The organism is Streptomyces sp. SGAir0957 (assembly GCF_043523415.1).
This window is the reverse complement of sequence record NZ_CP027293.1, coordinates 1,584,283-1,605,090: the sequence shown is the minus strand read 5'-3', so window position 1 is coordinate 1,605,090 and position 20,808 is coordinate 1,584,283. Positions and strand designations below refer to the sequence as shown.

6 protein-coding genes are annotated in these 20,808 nt (G+C 71.3%); 1 reads left to right on the top strand and 5 read right to left on the bottom strand.

All coding sequences use genetic code 11. The features are described from left to right. Positions 1-158: 158 nt before the first annotated feature. The 5 genes from C1N81_RS12410 to C1N81_RS12390 all read right to left on the bottom strand — a co-directional run bounded on the left by C1N81_RS12410 (position 159) and on the right by C1N81_RS12390 (position 9,171). The gene (locus C1N81_RS12410) at positions 159-2,021 is read right to left on the bottom strand and encodes an ABC transporter ATP-binding protein (protein ID WP_394428848.1); all 1,863 of its coding nucleotides are present in this window, start codon (positions 2,019-2,021) and stop codon (positions 159-161) included. Between the two features lie 584 nt (positions 2,022-2,605). Next, a complete protein-coding gene (locus tag C1N81_RS12405) occupies positions 2,606-3,085 on the bottom strand; it encodes an NUDIX domain-containing protein (protein ID WP_394428847.1) in 480 nt (159 codons plus the stop codon). Positions 3,086-3,348: 263 nt separating this feature from the next. Then, complete coding sequence (locus C1N81_RS12400) at positions 3,349-7,779, bottom strand: caspase, EACC1-associated type (RefSeq protein WP_394428846.1); 4,431 nt, start codon at positions 7,777-7,779, stop codon at positions 3,349-3,351. After that, positions 7,772-8,308, bottom strand: a complete 537-nt coding sequence (locus C1N81_RS12395; protein ID WP_394428845.1) for an effector-associated constant component EACC1 — start codon at positions 8,306-8,308, stop codon at positions 7,772-7,774. The genes C1N81_RS12400 and C1N81_RS12395 overlap by 8 nt, the downstream gene beginning before the upstream one ends. Then, positions 8,305-9,171 (bottom strand): metallophosphoesterase family protein, encoded by an 867-nt coding sequence (locus tag C1N81_RS12390; protein WP_394428844.1) that lies wholly within the window; start codon positions 9,169-9,171, stop codon positions 8,305-8,307. The genes C1N81_RS12395 and C1N81_RS12390 overlap by 4 nt, the downstream gene beginning before the upstream one ends. Before the next feature lie 393 nt (positions 9,172-9,564). On the opposite strand from C1N81_RS12390, the gene C1N81_RS12385 reads away from it, so the two are divergent. Next, positions 9,565-20,796 (top strand): amino acid adenylation domain-containing protein, encoded by an 11,232-nt coding sequence (locus C1N81_RS12385; protein WP_394428843.1) that lies wholly within the window; start codon positions 9,565-9,567, stop codon positions 20,794-20,796. Positions 20,797-20,808 lie beyond the last annotated feature (12 nt).

Sequence of the window (20,808 nt, the reverse complement as noted above, 5' to 3'; positions counted from 1 at the left end):
GACAGGGATTGCACGCTGGCTCCGTGATAGGCCACCAGCGTTACGCAGAAAGGGAGTTCGTACCCAGTACTCCAGCGGCAGGCAGGCAGGCAGGAAGGTAGGCACGACCGTACGGGTGCGTGCACGCTGGTCGGAGTCTGACGCCCGCACTGCGTCGCTCACGCGGGGGCCTCGTGCTTGTCGCCGTCCGGCTCGGAGGTGATCTGGTAGGACAGCAGTTGCTGGAACCGGCCGGGCCGTTTGGAGAGCTGGGCGTAGGTGCCCTCCTGGACGATGCGGCCTTCGTCGAGGACGACGATGCGGTCGGCGACGGCCACGTTGGTGATGCGGTGGGTCACCAGCAGCACCGTCCGGTCCTGGGCGAGTGCGCGCAGGCGCTTGAAGATGCGGTACTCGGCGCGGGGATCGAGGTTTGCCGTCGGCTCGTCGAGGACCAGTAGTCCGGCTTGCCGGAAGAACGCCCTGGCCAGGGCGATGCGTTGCCATTGGCCGCCGCTGAGTTCCTTGCCGTTGAGCCACTCGCGGGCCAGGAGGGTGTCCAGGCCGTCGCCGAGCTTGTCGACGACCTCGTCGGCGTCGGCCGCCTCGCACGCCTCGTGGACCGCCGCGTCGCCGCCTGCGGTGGGCTGTCCCTGGGTCACGTTCTCGCGCACGGTCAGCGGCCAGTGCGCGTAGTCCTGCGGCACCAGGGCGACCTGCTTCCACAGCGCCTGCGGGTCGCAGTCACCGGTGGGGACGCCGTCCCAGAGCACCTGTCCGGCGGTGGGCAGGTAGAGACCGCTGACCAGCTTCGACAGAGTCGACTTGCCCGAGCCGTTGAAGCCCACCAGCGCGGTGACCTCACCGCGCCGCAAGGTGAGGCAGACGTCGGACAGCGCGTCGCCGTCCTGTCCCGCGTAGCGGTGCGTGAGCGACTTGACCTCGATCACTGAGGGAGCTGTGGGCCGGTGCGGCCCCCTGCGCATGCGAAAGCCTCCGGCCTTCTCGAGGAAGCCGGTCCAGTCGTCCATGTACAGCCCGGTCCGCACGGCGCGGGCGCCGACGGCCACCAGACCGCGGACCGACATGCCGACCGTCTGGAGCGCGAAAACCGCCGTGCCCGCGTGTCCGACGGTGATGCGGCCGGTCGCGAGCAGCCACACGACCGCAGCCCACACCACCGTCGAGCCCAGGCCGCCGCAGACCGCGCCGATCAGGGACATGCGGGCCCCTTGGTCGGCCGCGGCCCGGTCCTCGCGGTTGATCCGGGCGACGGTGTGCCGGTACCGGCCGGACAGGAAGTCGGCCATGGTGCCGGCGCGGATCTGGTCGGCGGCGTCCTTGGTGTAGATGTGCCAGCGCAGGACGGACAGCATCCGGTTGTCGCCGTTGCTGCGGAGGTTGGCCAGGTACCGGACGCGCGCGGCGCTGACCTGGGCCAGGGCCTGCGGCAGGCTGGCCGCGACGAGGAGGGGCAGCAGGACCCAGTGCACACCGGCCAGGACGATCGCCCCGGCGAGGAAGGCGGCGGCCGAGGCGATCAGGTCCTGGCCCTCGTTGATCAGGTCGCCGGTGACCTGGGCGCCGCGGTCCGCGGCTTCGCGGTCGCGGTTGAAGTCGGGGTCGTCGTAGGCGGACAGCTCGACCTCGGCGCAGCCGGTGAGCAGCATCAGCTCGGCCTCGCGGGCCATCAGCGGGCCCACCCGGGAGGACAGCCAGTTGACGGTGATGCCAAGGAGCGCCCGCACGGCGGCGGCTCCGGCCAGCAGGGCGATGGAGGGCCACGCCGCGAGGAGCCGGGCGTAGACGTCTCCGTCGCGCAGGAGGGCCGTCAAGGTGCCGGAGATGGCGACCAGCCCCAGGGCCTGCGTCACGCCGGTGATCGTCTGGCACAGCAGGAGGCCGGCGGTGGCGCGTCGGTCGACGCGCCAGGCGAGGCTCAGGGAGCGGCGTACCAGCTGCGGCAGTCGTCGGGCCATGTCCCGCATCCGGATCGAGCGACCGGCCGCTTCCCGGCTTCCGGTCAGGTCGACGTAGCGCATCTGGGAGTCGGAAGCGGGCGAGGAGGGGGAGGCGTCTCGCGGTTGCGACGCGGTGGTGCCGGCCGCTGTGGCCGTGCGGGGTCGCGGAACGTCATCGCCTGGGGCGTGCGTCGGTTCGCTCATGCCGTCCGCTCCGCATGCGGGCGTGCTGTGCGGCGGAGGCCGCCCCCGCTGTATGTCGCCGGTAGGGGCTGGTGCCCGCTCCGCGACAGCTGGTGGGTGAGGGTGCTGACCGGCGTCATGGCATGGCTCCGTCGGGGAGGAGGTGCAGGGTTCCTGATCTTCTCGGTGCGCAACTGCCTCTGCGTCTGCGCGCGTTGCGGTGGCGATGATGCCGGGGTCAACGACCCGGCAGCCCGCTTCGAACACGCGTGTTTCGGACGCGGCGAGTTCCGTACGGGAACAGGGAACGACTCCGTTACCGGTGCATGCATCCTTGGGGCGCACAGGTCTCGCCGAGGAAGGGCTTGGCCGAAACGCCGCAGCCGATACGTATGTGGCTGACGGGGTTGGCGGCCGCGGCCGGGCCGCTCAACTTCCATGCCGCTCAACTTCGATGCCGCGGTGCCAGTCTCCGCCGGAGGTCAGCGCTTCGGAGCCTGCGAGAAGTTCGCCCTGGTCTCCGCGATCAGACGGTGATGGCTCTCCAGCAGACCGTCGGGCAACTCGTGGACCGCGAACCATCCGGCCTCGAGGATCTCGAAAGGGTCGATGCGCAGGGTTCCACCGGTGAGGCGGGCCTCGTAGGCCACCTCGAGACGCAGCTTGAAGCCACTGTTCAGTCGCACCAGGCGGCCGACGGCCACGTCGAGGCCGGTCTCTTCGCGTACCTCCCGTACGACTGTGTCGCCGAACTCCTCGCCCTTGACCGCGAAGCCGGTGGGGAGCCCCCACGGATGGCTCTTCGACCACATGCGGTGCCGGAGCAGCAGCACGCGCTGCCGCTCGTCACGCACGATGCCCGTGACACCGACCATGAATGTGGCATGGCTCAGCCACAGCACGCGCCACTTGAGGCTCCCGCGCAGTCCGTGCCAGATCCATGCGGTGAACCGCGAGAACACGCTCCGTCTCCCTCCGGGCCGAGAACATCGAGGCCGTGCACACCGGCGTCCGCTTCCGCCGCGGTCGCCGGGGAACGGTGGGGACGAGCGGCGGTACCGGGTGCGTCACCACAACTCCTGATTGTGCCGCAGCCGCCGCACCGCGCCGCCCCACCGCCGCACCGCGCCGCCCCACCGCCGCGCCGCCCCACCGCCGCACCGCGCCGCCGCGCCGCCGCGCCGCCGCGCCGCCGCGCCGCCGCGCCGCCGCGCGGCCCCAGGCGTCAGGTGCAGACGTACGGCAGCGGCTCGCCCGGCGCGTACTTCGTCCAGTCCTCCTGCGTGATCGGCCCGGCTTCCGCGCACAGCGTCCGGTAGGGGTCGGTCCATTGATCAATGCGCCACAGCTGCGCGGTGCCGGAGTTCTGCACTGTCGCAAGTGTGTGGCCGTCCGGGCTGACCGCCATGTCCCACACCTGTCCGGACGTGGTGACGGGGATGGGGAGGCCGACCTCGTGGCGCGTCCTCGGGTTCCAGAACCGGACGGTCTGGCCTCCCGAGACAGTGACAAGGAGGGATCCGTCCGGGCTGAAGGCCACCGCGTCGACCTGGCGGTCCGACTTCGGTACGGGCATGGTGAGAGGGCGGCCGGTCTGCCGCTGTGTGGACGGGTTCCACAGGCGCACCGTGCCGTCCTCGCCCGCGGTGGCCAGGGCGCGTCCGTCCGCCGTGAAGGCGAGATCATGTGCGTCGTGCGCGGAGGCCCCGCTGCCGTGCCGGATGTCCGCGCCGACCTGTCGCCGCGTGGCCGTGTTCCACAGCCGCACCACGCCGTCCGCGCCCGCGGTGGCGAGGACCGTGCCGTCCGGGCTGAACGCCAGGTCGTGCACCGCGCTGTACCTCGGCGTCTCGGCGGAGAACGGGTTCGCGACGATCGGGCGGCCGATCTGTTCGCGGGTCCTGGAGTCCCAGAGGCGGACCGTGCCGTCCCCGTTCCCGGTGGCCAGGACGGTGCCCTTGGGGTTGAACGCGACCTCGACGGCGTTGTAGACCCCCTGCGTGCCGTACGTGGCGGGGATCCTGAGGAAACGCCCGGACTTGCGCCGGGTGACCGGGTCCCAGAATCCCACGGTGCCGTCCTGGCCCGCGGTGACCAGAAGCCGGCCGTCCGGGCTGAACGTCAGCGCGTTCACCGCGTACTCGGTGGTCGCCTCGAAAGGGTCGCCGCGGGGCTGTTGCGTCCTCGGGTCCCACAGCCGCACGGTGCCCTTGCTGTCGCCGGTGGCCAGGACCGTGCCGGCCGGGTCGAAGGCCACCGCGGTCCCCTGGTAACCGAAGGAGGCCGCGGTGACGGGCGCGCCGAGCGGCTTGCGAGTGGCGGGGTTGAAGAGCCGGACCGTGTTGTCTCCCCCCGCGACGGCCAGTACCGTGCCCGCCGGGTCGAGCGCGAGACCGGTGGCCGAGCCCGCATCCGGCAGCGGGATGGCGCGGCCCAGATCGTGCCCGGTGGCGACGGACCACAGCCGCACGACGCCGTTGCTGAGGGTGATCAGCGATTTTCCGCTCGCGCTGAAGACGGCCGCGCTCACTTTGCTGCCGTCGGGTTGTGCGACGAAGGGGCGGCCGACGGCGCGCTGCGTGACCGGGTCCCACAGCCGCGCCGTGCCGTCGCCGCACGCCGTGGCCAGCAGGGTGCCCTTGGGGTTGAACGCCAGCCCGACCACCCCGAACAGCCGGTCCTTGGTGGCGGTGATCGCGGTGCCTGTCTCGCGGTGGGTCGCGGGGTCCCAGAAGCGGACGGTGCCGTCCTTGGCGGCCGTGACCAGCGTCCGGCCGCGGGGGGCGAAGACGACGGAGGTGGCCATGCCGTCCTTGGCGGCGGCTTTGATCGGGGCCCCGACCTGCCGCAGGTCGTGGGTGTCCCACAGCAGCACCGTGGCGCCATGGGTGCTGGCCAGGAGGGACCCGTCCGGGCTGAACGCCACCGCCGCCCTGCCTCCGGCGGAATCTGCGCCGCGCTCCCGCACGGCCCGTCGAACCCGGTGGTGCGTCGCGGTGTCGAACAACTGCACCGTTCCGTCGTTGCTGGCAGTGGCCAGCGACCTGCCGTCCGGGCTGAAGGCGACGGCGTTCGTCAGGCCGTCGAAGCCCTGTGTGACGGGGGCGCCGACCTGCTGTCCCGTCGCCGGGTTCCACAGGCGCAACTGGAGCCCGTCGACGCTGGCCAGCAGGGTGCCCGCCGGGTTGAACGCCAGCGCTTCGACCTCTGTGTCGTGCCCGATGAGCATGCCGTCCTGCTGTTGCCCGGTCAGCAGTGTGCTCATCGCCGTACCGGCCTGGTCGGTCCGTGACACATGCCAGGCGGCGACGGCCAGCCGCCTCGCCCGCAGCGGGTCCGACCGTTCGACGACCAGGCTCTGGGAGGCGAGTTGCCGCGACAGTGCGAGGGCGTGCTGCGCGCGGACATGCCTCTCCTGCGCGGCGGCGGCGTCCGCGTTGCTCATCGCCGTCCTCGCGGCGATCCCCGCGGCCACGGTCAGCAGCACGAGCACGATGCTCACCGCCCTGCGCTGCCAAAGCTGTCGCCGGACCGTACGGTCGGCGGTGGCAAGAAAGGCCCGCGCGGACGGCGGCAGCCCCGCGGTGCCCGACGGGGCCTGCTCCGCGCGGGCCCGCATGGCGGCCAGCCGCGTGCCCCGGTACAGCAGGGACGCGTCACGCCCCGAGCGCTCCCAGGCCAGCGCGTCGTCGGTGAGCTGCTGGACGGCGTGCAGCGAGTCGCGGTCGGCATTGAGCCATTTACGCAGGTCAGGCCATTCGCGGAGCAGTGCCTCATGGCTGATGCGGACGGTGTCGCGATCCAGCGTGAGCAAACGGGCCTCGGCGAACCGGTCGATCGCCTGCTGCGCGGCGCCGGGATTCGCGAGGCCGTGCAGCAGCTCGGCGCGTTCCACCGGCCGGGCGGTGTCGCTCGCGTCCTCGCCGACCCGCACGAGCCGGGGCAGCATACGGCGGACGGCTTTGCGGCCCGCTTCGTCCAGCGAGCCGTAGACCTGTTCGGCGGTGGTCGCGATCGCCCGTGCGATCCCGCCGGTGGCGCGGTACCCGGCGACAGTGAGCCGTGCTCCGGCGCACTCCCACCACGTCGCCCACAGGGCGTGGGAGAGCAGCGGCAGCGCCCCGGCGGCCGGCCGGCCGTCGCTGGAGGCGCCGAGCTCGTGCAGCATGACATCCGCCAGCCCGTCGTCGAGGACAAGGCCGACGGCTCCCGCGGGCCGTTCGATGCAGGCCAGCAGTTCCTTGGGGGTCATGGGCTCGACCAGCACCTGGCGTTCGCGCAACACGGTCAGCAACTCCGGGTGTTCGGCGGCCCGGCCGTAGAAGTCCGCCCGCAGCGCGAGGACCGCCAGTGTCCGCGGCGGGGCTTCTCCGTCCCCGCCCGCGGCGGCGGTCACGGCCCGCAGGAACGCGGTGCGTTCCGCCGCGTCCGGGCAGAGAGTGAACAGTTCCTCCAGTTGGTCGACGAGGATGATCAGGCGCGCGCCGGGCCGGTCGGCCAGCATCCGGGCGATCAGCGCACGTGCGTGACCGGGATCGGCCCGCAGCCGGTCGGCGCCGTCCTGGGGTGCGGCGTCGAGCTGCCCGGCCAGGCGGCGGAGCGGGTTGCTGCCGGGCGTCAGGCGTACGCACGGCCAGCCCTCGGAGCCGGGCAGACCGGGCAGGCCCCGGGCCCGGACAGCGGCCAGCAGACCGGCGTTGAGCAGGGAGGTCTTACCCGAACCCGACGCTCCGACCAGGGCCAGCAGACCGGGCGCGGCCGCGTCGGCGGCACACGCCTCCGCGACCGTCGGGAGCAGCCGGCCGGTCATCTGCTCGCGCCCGAAGAACACATCGGCGTCGTCGGTCCCGAACGCGTCGAGGCCCGGGTAGGGGCACCGGCCGGGCGCGGGGTCCCGCGGTCCCTGCGGCCGGGGCGCGGCCGGCGCCGCCGGGTTGGGCGCGATCACGAGGTTCCCTGAGCGGTCACCCGCCTGCCGCCGGGGCCAGGGCCGGTTCTGGTCGCGCAGCTTCTGGAAGACCGTGTCGTAGACCGAGTCCAGGGTCAGCTGGTGCGGACCGCGCGGATCGCCGTCCTCCAGGAGTTCCAAGAACGCTCCGGTGAAGGCGGTGCGGTCGGCGCCCGGTGGGGCCAGCGCCAACTGTTCCGCGGAGCCGATGAGATACAGGCCGTGCGCGGGGGCGAGGGCGAACGCCGGCGCAACCGGCCCGCCGCCGCTCAGGGACGCCCATCCGGAGAAGCAGCAGTCGAGCACCACGACCACGGACGAGGCGGGGCTGACCGCGAGCGCCTGCCGGAGCGAGGAGAACGACAGTGCCTGATGGTCGGCCATGCCCGGGACGAGCCGGCCGGTGCCGCTGGCGGCCAGATACAGTTCGTCGTCGGGCCCGAGCAGGCCGTGGCCGATGAAGTAGACCAGCAGCACGGTGCCCGCCTGCTGGGCCGCCTCGGTGACGGCGATCGCCATGGTCTGGGCGTCCGGCGGATTCAGCACCGCGTGCAGCGCACCGTCCCGCACACCGCACCGCTCGCGCAGGGCGTTTCGCAACGCTTCGAAACTGCTCTCCACCGCGGGCACGGCCGGTAGGTCGGGGCCGTCGTGTGCGGCGGTGGCCAGCAGCAGGACCCGTACACCGGAACCGGACAGATCAGTCATCGGCCGGCGGAAGCTCCGTATTGTTCTGTGTCTCGTTGAGCAAGGTGACCACGTGGGCCACCTGTTGCGCGAGCGCGACGGCGTCGAGCTTGGCCAGGTTCTCTGCGGCGAGCTCCACCGACGCGCCGTCGGCACGCGTCACCTTGATGCGCACCCCGGATCGCCGCAGCCGCAGCCAGGCCACCACGGTGGTGCCGAACGCGGTCACCGCACCGGCCGGTCCGAGAGCCACGGTGAGGGCTTCGAGCACCGGCCCGAGCGCCCCCGGGGGTGGCGGGCTCTCACGGCGGCCGACCGTGCCTCGCAGTTCCTGTACCTGTCTCAACCACTCGTGCAGCGAACGGAGTTCGTCCGCGGTCTGCGGGCCCTGCGCGGTCACCGATGCGTACACGATCCAGCCCCCCCCAGCTCTCGATCGATCACGGCCGTCGGCCAGCGTAGCCAAGAGCGCGGTCCCGCGCGGGCGATTCGACGGCCGCCCGAGCCCCGCGAGGACGAGGCCCGGTGTGGTGCCGGCGCTCTCGGTCACGCGGTGGCGGACGTGGCCGTTCTCCGGGGCAGGATCTGCCGGGCCAGGTCGGAGCGGAGTCCGAAGCGGCGCCATTCCCGGGGGTATCCGAGGGACACTTCATCGAAGGGCACGCCGTCGTAGACGGTGCTGCGGGGGATGTGCAGATGCCCGTACACGACGGACCGTACGTCGAAGCGGGTGTGCCAGTCGGCCGTGCGCACGGTTCCGCACCACTGCGCGAACTCCTGGTAGGTCATCACCTCGGTGGGCCGGCGCACCAGGGGCCAGTGGTTGACCAGGAGCAGTGGTGGCTGGCCGGGGCCGCTGACCTCCGTCAGTCGCCGCTCGCTCTCCTCAATGCGCGCCGCGCACCAGTCCTGGCGGCTCGGGTAGGGGTCCGGGTGGAGGAAGAACTCGTCGGTGCACACGATCCCGGCCTCGTAGGCCTTCTCCAGGGATTCCTCGCGCGTCGTGGTGCCCGGGGCCAGGAATGTGTAGTCGTAGAGCAGGAAGAGGGGCGCGATGCGTACCGGGCCGCCCGCGCCGTGCCACACCGGGTAGGGGTCCTCGGGGGTGAGCACGTCGAGGCGGCGGCAGAGCTCCACCAGCGCTTCGTAGCGGCGCACTCCGCGCAGCGGGCTGGTCTCCTGCTTGACGGTCCACAGTTCGTGGTTGCCGGGAACCCAGATCACCCGTGCGAAGCGCTCTCGCAGCAGAGTCAGGGCCCACTCGATGTCCGCCATCAGTTCACCCACGTCGCCCGCGACGATCAGCCAGTCGTCGGGCGACGTCGGCTTCAGCTCGGACACCACCGACCGGTTCTCGGCGTAGGAGATGTGGAGGTCGCTGACTGCTCGTATCACGCCTTCGGGCTCTGGCATGTGATCAGGGTAGAACGCCTGCGTAGGGGGTGGGTAAGGCCGGGGTGTCGATGGAGGGCGGCGCTGACTCCCTTGGTGTCGGGGCGTGCGCCGAGTGACTGTTGATCCTCGGCGGAGGGTGGCTGGGGTCTGCCTCAAATGCTGCGCCGCGAAGGGTATTTGGGGGCGTGGCCCGCGTCGTGGTTCCGCGTGCCAGCCCCCTGGGACGCGGCCTGTACAGGGGTGCGGTGTTCGACCATGATGCTCAAGGAACTGTCGTGGTCGGGGGGCACGAGTGGGTTTGGTCGGCCATGCGAAGCCCGCTTCGTGTGCGCCTGAGCAGGCTCCTTCCGTTCTTCCGCGCTCTTCTGACGTGGCGCCATGTCAAAGCGGTGTGGCAGGAAGGAGTCCGGCATGAGCCTTCGCGCGCTCGCTCGCATGTATGCCGACGGTGAGATATCGACGACGCAGGCCCTGGGTGAACTCGGCAGGCGCCTGGACATCCCATTGTCCGAAGGGCAGCGCGGATTGTGGGCGCTCGCCCAATTGGAACCGGATACGTACGCGTACAACGTTCCGGTGGGCTTTGCGTTTTCGGACGTGGATACCGAGGCGCTTCAGACCGCGTTCCGCGACACGCTTTCCCGGCATCCGCTTCTCTCGGCCACGGTGCGCGACACGAAGGACGGGCCGCGTCTGTCCCACGGAGATGCGGACGGTTTCTTCGTCGAGGACGTGGATATTTCCGATATCCCGTCCGATCGAGTGCTGGACTTTTTGAGGGAGAGGGCTCGGCGGCCGTTCGACGTGGCCGGGGCTCCCTTGACCAGGCTGACTGTCCTGCGTCGCTCCGCGTCCGAGGCGTACGTTCTGCTGGTCGTCCATCACCTCGTGATCGATGGAGTGTCGGGGCGTCTCGTCGTCGACACGCTGCTCAGTTCGTACCGGGCGCGGGCCGAGGGGCAGGATGTGCCGTTGGAGGTGGGCTCCGCCTCGTTCGGGGAGTTCGTCGCGTGGGAACGGGACTTGCTCGCCGGTGAACGCGCCGGTGAGCGCGCCGAGGAGGACCGCGCGTTCTGGGCGCGGGAGCTGGCCGGCGCGGGCGTCCTCACGGGGTTACCCTCGCAGGTGGCCCTGGAGCCGGACGCGCCCCACGTGGGCGAGGTGCACACCAGTCGGCTGTCGAACGAGCAGGCCGCCGCCATCGCGGCCTTCACCGCTTCGCACGCCATCAGCCCGGGGATCTTCTTCCTGACGGCCTTCCTGACCTTGCTGCACCGGTACACCGGAAACGAGGACCTCGTCATCGGGATGCCGGTGGCCGGGCGCCCGACGGAGCAATTCGATTCCATTGTCGGCTGCTTCGTGAACACGCTGCCCGTCCGGAGCAGGCCGAACGCCTCCGAGGAATTCCTTTCGTTCGCCCGGCGCGTGCGGTCCACGGTGCTCGACGTGCTTGAGCACGGGGCCTACCCGTTCCACCGGATCGTGGACGATCTCGGTGCCCGGGGCGAGAATCCGCGGTCGCCTCTTTATCAGGTCGTGTACAACTATCAGGATTCTGCTCTTTCCGGATATCTGGGCGAGCGGGCCCGCGCCACCGGCGAGACGGAGTTCGAGCTCGTCGACGGGCTGTACCAGCTGGGGGAGTACGACCTCACGGTGGACGTGGCTCCCGGTGACGGGTTCCTGGTGAACTGGAAATACCACCCCGACGCCTTCTCGGCCGACGCCGTCGCGCGCATGGCGGAACACTTCGCCACCCTGGTGGACGGCATCCTCGCCTCGGACGGGCAGTCGCCGATAGGTGAACTGAATCTGCTCGGTGACGAGGAACGGCGCTTCGTCGTCGAGGCATGGAACCGCACCCAGGTCGACTTTCCCGCGCATCGGACGTGCTGGGACCTCTTCGCGGAGCAGGCGGAGGCGAACCCGGATGCCCCGGCGGTCACCTGCGGGGAGCGGACTCTCACCTATCGCCAACTCGCTGACCGCAGCACGGCGCTGGCGCAGGCGCTGCCGCGGCAAGGCGTCGGGCCCGGGGACGTCGTCGGGGTCTGCTACGAACGGTCGCCCGACCTTGTCGTGGCCCTCCTCGCCGTCATGAAGCTCGGCGCGGTCTACCTGCCCCTGGACAGCCGGCTGCCGACCGAACGCCTCGCCTACATGGTCGAGGACAGCGGGGCACGACTCGTCCTCTGCCATGCGGGGGTGGTGGCGGACAGGCTCGCCGCCATGGGGGAGGGGAAGGCGAGGCTGTATCCGACAGACCGCCAGGACGAGGAGGGTGCCCGGACATGGGCAGGGGGTGGGGGGACGGTCGGCGGTGCGCTGGACTCGCAGTCGGACGCTGGTGCGCCGGACTCGCAGTCGGTCGGCGATGCGCCGGACTCGCAGTCGGTCGCCGGTGCGCCGGATTCGCGAGTCTCGACACCTCGGGCCGCCTACGTCATCTACACCTCGGGCAGCACGGGGAAGCCCAAGGGCGTCGTGGTTCCGCACGCGGCGCTGACCAACTTCCTGCTCGCCATGGCGCACACGCTGGGCGTGACGTCCCACGACCGGCTGTTGGCCCTCACCACGCACAGCTTCGACATCGCAGCCTTGGAGCTGTACCTCCCGCTGATCACCGGCGGGCAGGTCTGCGTCTGTGACGCGGCCACGGCCGCCGATGCCACCTTGCTGGCCGACAAGGTCGCCGACTGGCGACCCACCATCATGCAGGCCACTCCGGCGACCTGGGCCATGCTGGTGCGCGTCGGGTGGCGGAACACCGAAGGCGTCAAGGTGCTGTGTGGCGGCGAGGCGTTGTCCGACGGCCTGAAGAACCACCTTGTGGCGCGCGGCGAGGCCTGGAACCTGTACGGGCCCACGGAGACGACCATCTGGTCCGCGGCCAAGCGGCTGCGCCGTGAGGAGCCGGTGTCCATCGGCAGCCCCATCGCCAACACCCAGCTGTACATCCTCGACCAGAACCTGAGTCCCCTGCCTGTCGGCGTGACCGGCGAGCTGCACATCGCGGGCGACGGGGTCGCCCTGGGTTACCACCGCAAGCCGGAGCTGACGGCCGAGCGCTTCCTCGACAACCCGTTCGCGCCCGGACGGCTGTACCGGACCGGCGACCTCGCGCGCCGACTGCCGAACGGCGAGATCGTCGTCCTGGGCCGGATGGACAACCAGGTCAAACTGCGCGGCCATCGCATCGAACTCGGCGAGATCGAGGCGGTGCTCGACGCCCGTCCGGAGATCGGCCGAAGCGTCGTCCTGCTGGAGCGTGTCGGCCTGTCGGACAGGCTCACGGCCTATTACACCGGGAATGGGGACGGACACGGGGACGGGGATGGCGGCAGGAACGGGGGCGGGGACGCGCCTGTCGACGCTGCCCTGCTGCGCGCGGAACTCGCCAAGACCCTCCCCGCCTACATGGTGCCCGCCGCGTTCGTGGCCCTGGACGCCTTTCCGCTCACGCCGCACGGCAAGGTCGACCGGGCGAGGCTGGCCGAGGCCGCCCGGACGGTGCCGACCCCGGCCGCCGAGAGCCGGGCCGGTGAGAGCCGGGCTGCCGACAGCCCGGCCGCCGAGAGCCCCGTCGAGGACAGCCCGGTGGCCGCGCTGGACATCGAGCGCACCGTGCGCGGGATCTTCGAAGAGGTGCTCGGCTCGCGCGACATCGATCGTGCCGCGGGCTTCTTCGACATCGGCGGGGACTCGTTCGCGGCCATCGAAGCGATGGCGCGGATCAACCGCGAGTTCGGCTGCTCGCTGCGCCCCACCAGCCTTTTCGCGCACCCGTCCGTCGCGGCGATGGCCCGGCACCTGACGGGGCTGCTGCCCGCTGAGCAACCACCCGCGGCGCAGGCACCCGCGGCGCAGGCACCCGCGGCGCAGCCGGTCGAGCCCTTGCAGCAGTCGGCCGAGCCCCTGCGTCACCCTGCTCCGCGCCGTACCACTCCGGCAGCCGACGACGCCTCGCTCGCCGACTCGATCGCGGTGATCGGCATGTCCTGCCGGTTCCCGGGCGCCATGGACCACCGCGCGTTCTGGTCCGCGCTCGTGGAAGGACGCAGCGGCGGCACGTCATGGTCGGCCGAGGAACTGCGCGCGCTCGGCGTGCCGGAGGAGCTGATCACCCGGCCCGGATACGTGCCGCAGCGGTCGGTCGTGGACGGCAGGGCGGAGTTCGACGCGGCGTTCTTCGACATCTCCCCGCGCGACGCCGAGTTCATGGACCCACAGGCGCGCTTGCTGTTGCAGCACGCGTGGCAGGCGCTTGAGGACGCCGGGTACCGCCCGGAGGACGTTCCCGGGACCAGCGTCACCACGTCCACGAGCACGAACTTCTACCAGGCCCTGCTCCCGGCTCTGATGGCGAACGCGTCGGGCCCGCGGGTCCTGGCCAGCTCCGAGACCTACGCCGCGTGGCTGTTCGCGCAAGGCGGCACGGTGCCCACGATGATCTCCACGAAGCTTGGCCTGCATGGCCCCAGCATGGCGGTGAGCACCAACTGCTCCTCGGCGCTGAGCGCGGTGCACGTCGCTTGTCAGGGGCTCCTGGCCGGCGATGCCGACCAGGCGATCGTCGGCGCGGCCAGCCTGTTCTCCGCGGGGGAACTGGGCTACGTGCACCAGCCGGGCCTGAACTTCTCCAGCGACGGGCGCAGCCGCGCCTTCGCCGACGGCGCCGACGGCATGTCCGGCGGTGAAGGTGTCGGCGTGGTCGTCCTCAAACGCGCCGACGAGGCGATCGCCGCCGGCGACCACATCTACTGCCTGATCCGCGGCGTCGCGGTGAACAATGACGGCGGCGACAAAGCAGGGTTCTACGCGCCCGGTGTGCGCGGCCAGACCGAGGTGATCCGCAAGGCGCTGGACAAGGCGGGCACGGACCCGTCGACGATCAGCTACGTCGAAGCGCACGGCACGGGCACGCGACTCGGCGATCCCATCGAGGTCGCCGCTCTGACCGAGGCGTACCGGCACTACACGGCACGCAGCCAGTACTGCGGCATCGGCTCGGTCAAGAGCAACATCGGCCACCTGGACGCGGCCGCGGGCATGGCCGGCCTCATCAAGGTGGCCTTGGCCCTGCAGCACGGCGAGGTTCCGCGGACCCTGCACTGCGACGTGTCCAGCTCGGAGATCGACTGGGACGAGTCGCCGTTCTTCGTGGCCGACAGGAACCTGCCGCTGAACGGCGACGAGCCCGCACGGGCGGGACTGAGCTCCTTCGGGATCGGCGGCACCAACGCGCACGCGGTACTGGAACAGGCGCCGACCGGTGCGCGGGCCACCGGACGCCCCGGGCCCCAGGCGGTGGTCCTCTCGGCCCGCGACAAGGAGCGGCTCGGCGTCCTCGCGCGGCAGCTTCTGGAGTTCCTGCCGGGATACCGGGACGCACACGGCGATCTGGCGTCGCTCGCGCCGCTCGCGTACACGCTGCAGGTCGGGCGGCGGGCGATGGCCGAGCGAGTCGTCTTCGTCGCGAGCGACGTCGGCGGGCTGATCGCAACCCTTCAGGAGTACGTCGAGCGCGGGGCGCGCGGAGCGGTGTTCGAAGGTACGGCCCGACGGCCCGAGGACGAGTTGCTCGGCCTCTTCGATCGCCCCGGGGAGCTGCGAGATCTGGTCGCGGGGTGGCTCGAACGCGGGGAGTGGGAGAAGGTCGCGCCCCTGTGGGTCAACGGCGTCGACGTCGATTGGCACGCCTGCCACGGGGCGAACCCGCCGGTGCGGGTGAGCCTGCCGACGTATCCGTTTGCTGGGAAACGGTTCTGGCCGACTGCCGAGGCGGGGTCTGTGTCGGTGTCGGGGTCGGGCTCGGTACGGGTGCCGGTGCCCGTACCGGTGTCCGTGCCCGTGTCCGTACCGGTGTCCGTACCGGTGTCGGGTTCCCGGGCCGCCGACCCGCTCGACGCGCTCGACGCGGCATCGTTGCTCGTGGCCGCGGCCGGGCCCGCGGGCGTCGAAGCGTTTCTGTCCGGTCGCATGACCGCTACGGACGAGATGGACGGCCTCTCGCGCCCGCTGGTGCTCGCACAGCTCGTGGCGGCGGGCCTGTTCGACGTGCCCGTTCGGCGCGACTTGATCGGGCAAGGGGTCACGCCTTCCTTCGCGCAGTGGCTCGACCGGACGGTGACCGTGCTGCTGAGCCACGGAGAACTCGTGCGCGAAGGCGAGTTCGTCGCGCCCAGGAAGGCTGCGCCGGACCTCGAACAAGCGTGGCGCGCTTGGCGCGCGTGGAAGGACACCCATGCCGACGATCCGGAGCTGGCGGCCAAGACCGGCCTGACCGAGCGCATGATCGACGCCCTGCCCGCGATCCTGTCCGGGCGGACGAAGGCCACGGCGGTCATGTTCCCCGGCGGCTCGTTCGAGCTGGTCGAACCGGTGTACCGGGGGAACGCGACGGCCGACTACTTCAACGACGTGACGGCCGGCGCGGTGCGCGCGGAGGTGGCCGCCCGCCGCCGCGACGGGGTCCGGCTGCTGGAGATCGGAGCGGGCACCGGCAGCACCAGTGAGCGCGTCTTCGCCCGACTGGCGGGCCGCGATCTCGCTGAGTACCTCGCTGAATACCGCTACACGGACGTTTCGAAGGCGTTCCTGATCGACGCGGAGCGGCGGTTCGCCGGGCAGGTGCCGTACGTGTCCTTCACGACCTTCGACGTGGAGCGGGAACCCGGCGCTCAGGGACTTGCCGCGGGCCACTACGACATCGTCATCGCCAACAATGTCCTGCACGCCACCAAGGACATCGTGCAGGCGGTGCGTCACGCCAGAGCGCTGCTGCGGCCCGGCGGAGCCCTCGTACTCAACGAACTCGCCCGGAACGACTGGTGGTCACACCTGACCTTCGGGCTCCTCGAAGGCTGGTGGCGGCCCACGGACGGACGGCGCATCCAGGGCGGACCGGCGCTGTCCTCGGACTCGTGGCGCGAAGTGCTGCGGGAGTGCGGGTTCGACACGGTCGAACTGCTGGCGGAGCCCGCCCGCGACCTGGGGCAGCAGGTGCTCCTTGCGCGTGCCGGTTCGCCCGTTCCGCGCCGGGATCCGCGGCCTGCCGCGCCCGGTTCGACCGAGGAGCACGTCCGCGCGGCCGTCGAGCGGATCCTCGCCGAGACGCTGAAACTGACCGCGGACGAGCTTGCTGCCGACAAGCCTTTCGCCGACTACGGACTTGACTCGCTCACCGGCGTCTCCCTGGTGCACCGGCTCAACGAGTCGCTGGGCACCGACCTTGATCCGAGCGTGCTGTTCGAGAACCCGTCGATCAGGCGGCTGACGCGTTTCATCGTCGAGGAGGAAGGCGCTGCCATCGTGGCCGCGCCGATCGAGACGGCCGTGCCGATCGAGACGGCCGTGCCGATCGCATCGACCGTACCGATCGCGTCGAGTGAGACGCTGGCGCAGACCGAGACGACCGAGACGACCGAGACGACCGAGACGACCGAGACGACCGAGACGACGGGGACGACGGGGACGACCGTGACGACCGGGACGACCGCGCCGGCCGAGACCTCGGGCGGCGATGGCCGGGAGCCCGTCGCGATCGTCGGGATGAGCGGCCGGTTCCCGGGCGCCCGGGATGTCGACGCGTTCTGGAACCTGTTGTCCTCCGGCCGGGACGCCGTCTCGAAGGTGTCCCGCTGGGACCTCGCGTCGCTGGGCAGCGTGTGCCTGGACGGCGGTCTCCTGGACGGCGTCGACGAGTTCGACCCGCTCTTCTTCGGGATCTCCGGCGCGGAGGCCGTCTACATGGAGCCGCAGCAGCGGCTGTTCCTCCAAGAAGCGTGGCGGGCGCTCGAGGACGCGGGCCACGTGGGGGAGTCGCTCGACCGCGACCGGTGCGGCATCTACGTGGGCTGCGCCGCGGGCGACTACCTGGACATGACGGGGCCGGCCGACTACCCGGGCCAGGCGCTGTGGGGCAACATGAACTCGCTCGTGCCGTCCCGCATCGCGTACTACCTGGACCTGCACGGACCGGCGATCGCGGTCGACACCGCATGCTCCAGCTCACTCGTCTCCCTCTACCTGGCGTGCCAGGCGCTGTGGGCGGGCGAGGTCTCCACGGCGATCGCGGGCGGGGTCTACGTCCAGAACTCGCCGCGGCTGTATCTGGCGGCGTCGCGGGCCGGGATGCTCTCCCCGACGGGCCGGTCCCGGTCGTTCGACCAGGCGGCCGACGGATTCGTGCCCGCCGAAGGGGTCGGTGCCCTGATCCTCAAACGGCTCTCGGACGCCGAGGCGGACGGCGACCACATCCACGGCGTGATCCGTGGCATCGGGATCAACCACAACGGCACCACGAACGGGATCGTCGCGCCGAACGGGACCTCGCAGGAACGGCTGATCCGGCAGATCTACCAGGATTTCGGCATCGACCCCGCGGGGATCGGTCTTGTCGAGGCGCACGGCACCGGAACCAAGCTCGGCGACCCGGTGGAGTTCCGGGCGCTCGATCGCGCGTTCCGCGGCTTCACGGACGCCGAGCGGTTCTGCTCGCTCGGTTCGACGAAGGCCTCCATCGGCCACGCGCAGGCCGCGGCCGGCGTGATCGGCGTCATCAAGGCACTGCTTGCGATGAGGCATGGGGTGATCCCCGGTCTGCCGCACCACACGGAGACCAACTCCAGTGTCACGTTGGCCGGCAGCCCGTTCTTCGTCCACACGGAGCCGAGGCGGTGGGACGCGCCGGAAGGCGGCAAGCGGCGCGCCGCGGTCACGTCGCTCGGCGCGAGCGGAACCAACGCCCACGCCGTCATCGAGCAGGGCTCGCAGCCGTCCGCGCCGCCGCGGAGCGGACAAGGCGGGGCCCGGTTGATCGCGTTGTCCGCGGCGACGGAGCACGCCTTGCGCGAACAGGTGGACCGGCTCGCGCGCCACTGCCACGAGCACCCGGACCTCGACGTCGGCGAGGTGAGCCACACACTCCTGCTCGGCCGCAGGCACCTGCGGCACCGATGGGCGCGCGTGGTCCGGGACCTCGCGGAACTGGAGCACCACTGCGCTGCCTGGCTCGCCGGGCAGGACATTCCGGCGCAGAGCGCGGACTCCAGGTTGCGGGGACTGGCCCAACAGTTCCTCGACGGTGAGGCACCGGAGTTCGCCGAGTTGTTCCGCGACCGTCGCTACCGTCGTGTTCCGCTGCCGGGCTACCCCTTCGAGCGGGAACGCTATGCGCTGCCGGTCCGCGCGGAGGTGGACAACGGGCCGCAGCATGACGGGCCACAGAACGACGGACCGCAACACGACGGGGCAGTCCTCACCGGCGACGAGTTCTACCTGCGAGAACACCAGGTACAGGGAACCAGGATCGCCCCGGGGGCCATGTATCTGCAGTGGGCCGCCGCAGCGGCGAGGCGGACCACGAGGCGGACCACGAGGCGGACCACGAGGCGGACCACGAGGGGGATCGCGAGCGACGCGGTGCGCCTGGACGACGTCGTCTTCCTGCGCCCCCTCGCGGTTTCGGGCGTGCCGCGCGCACTGCGGGTGGCTCTTCGCGCGGAGGGCGACGTCACTCGCTTCACGGTGTCCTCGACGGAGTCCGCCGGAGACGAGCCCGTTCTCCACTGCCAGGGCGAGGTGTCCGCCACCGAGCCGACAGCCGCGCAGGCGCTCGACCTGCCCGCGCTGCTTCGGGACCACCGACCCACCGCATTCGACCCCTCGCGGTTCTACGCCGAGTGGCGTGAGCGCGGTATCGCCTACGGCCCTACGTTCCAGGGGGTCGTGGCGGTGCATCGGCGTGACGACGCGGTCTTCGCCGAATTGCGGCTGCCCGACGCAGCGTCAGAAACCATGGACGACCCCGTCCCGCACCCGGCGCTGGTGGACTCGGCGATGCAGTGCATGCGACTGCTCGACGGCGACGGCGACGGCGACGGCGAGGGCGACGGCGACGGTCAGGTCGGGTTGGTGTTCACCATCAAGTCGGCCGAAGTCCTCGCCCCCGGCGCGACCACGATGTGGGCCCTGGTCCACCGCGCCGAGGACGCGCGCGGCGCGGACCGGATCGACATCGACCTCGCGACCGACGACGGCACGGTGTGCCTGCGTCTGCGAGGCATCGCAGGCCGTCGGGCCCGAGCCGAGCAGACGCCGGCCCCGGCGGTGGAAGGTGTCGTCACGCTGCTGCCGGTGTGGGACCCCCTTCAGCAGACGGACTCCGCGACATGGCCGCTGAATTCCGCTACGCAGCCGCAGAGTTCCGCATCAGTGGGCATCATCGCGCCCCCAGGGCAGGCGCGGGACGTTCTCCTCGCACGCTGCCCCGGCGCGCACATCCTCGCGGACCCGGCGCGGAATACGTACGACGACCTGGAGGAGGCCCTCCGGTCGGTCCCGGAACTGGACCATCTGATCTGGGTGGCGCCCAGCGCCGTGGACGACCGGTCCGCCGACAGCGTCGTCGAGGGCCAGTCCAGCGGCTCGCTGCATGCCTTCCGCACGGTGAAAGCACTTCTGGCCGCGGGGTACGGCGATCGCCCGCTGGGCCTCAGCCTGATCACCGAGCGGGCGCACCCCGTCCATGAGGCCGAGGCCGAGGCCGTCGACCCGGCGCACGCCGGTGTCGCCGGCCTGGCGGGGTCGACCGCGAAGGAGTACCCGAACTGGCGGGTGCGGGTGGCGGACGTCGAGGACTACGACGCGCCCTCCCTCGCCGCGGTGCTCGACCTGCCCGCGGACCCGGACGGCAACCTGCGCATCCGCCGCGACGGCCGATGGCACGAGCAGCGGTTGCTGCCTGTCCAGCCGGCCGCGCCGACGTCGTCCCGGTTGCGGCAGGGCGGCACCTACGTCGTCATCGGCGGGGCGGGCGCCCTCGGCACGGCCATCAGCGCTTACTTGATCCGCCGGTACCGCGCTCAGGTGGTGTGGCTCGGGCGCAGGCCGCAGGACGCGCGCATCGAGGCCGCTCGCGCGCAGGCGGCCGGCGCGGACGGGCCCGCGCCGCTGTACCTGCGGTGCGACGCCACCGACCTCGCGTCCCTGCGCGCGGCGAAGGACGAGATCGTACGGCGGTTCGGCGCGGTGCACGGCGTCATCCACTCGGGTCTCGTGTTCTCGGGGGCGAGCCTGGCCCGGATGAGCGAGGCGCAGTTCGAGGACGTGCTGCGCGGCAAGGTCGACGCGAGCGTCCGGTGCATGCAGGTGTTCGGCGGTGACTCGCTCGACTTCGCCTTGTTCCTGTCGTCGATCAACTCCTATCTCAAGGCCATCAAGCAGGCGAATTACGCGGCCGCCTGCACGTTCCTCGATTCCTTCGCGCTGACGGTGCGACGCCGCTACGGCGCTGTCGGCAAGGTGCTGAACCTGGGCTACTGCTTCAACAACGCACCCGCCGAGGGCGAGCGGGACGCGGTGGTCGGAGCGCAGGCGCCGCTCATCCAGGCGGACGAGCTGACGGCGGCGATCGAACGGCTCTGCGCAGCGCCGGTCGGCAGGCTGACGGTGATGAAGTTCAGCCCCGCGCTCAACAACCGGGGCATCGTTCTGGGCGACGACGAAGTCACCCTCCCCACGACCGTGCCACCGGACGCCGTGCCACCGGACGCCGTGCCACCGGACGCCGTGCCACCGGACGGCGAACTGGAGCGACTGCGCGCCCGCACCGCAGAGCTGACCACACTCGCGATCTGATCGCGGCCTTCG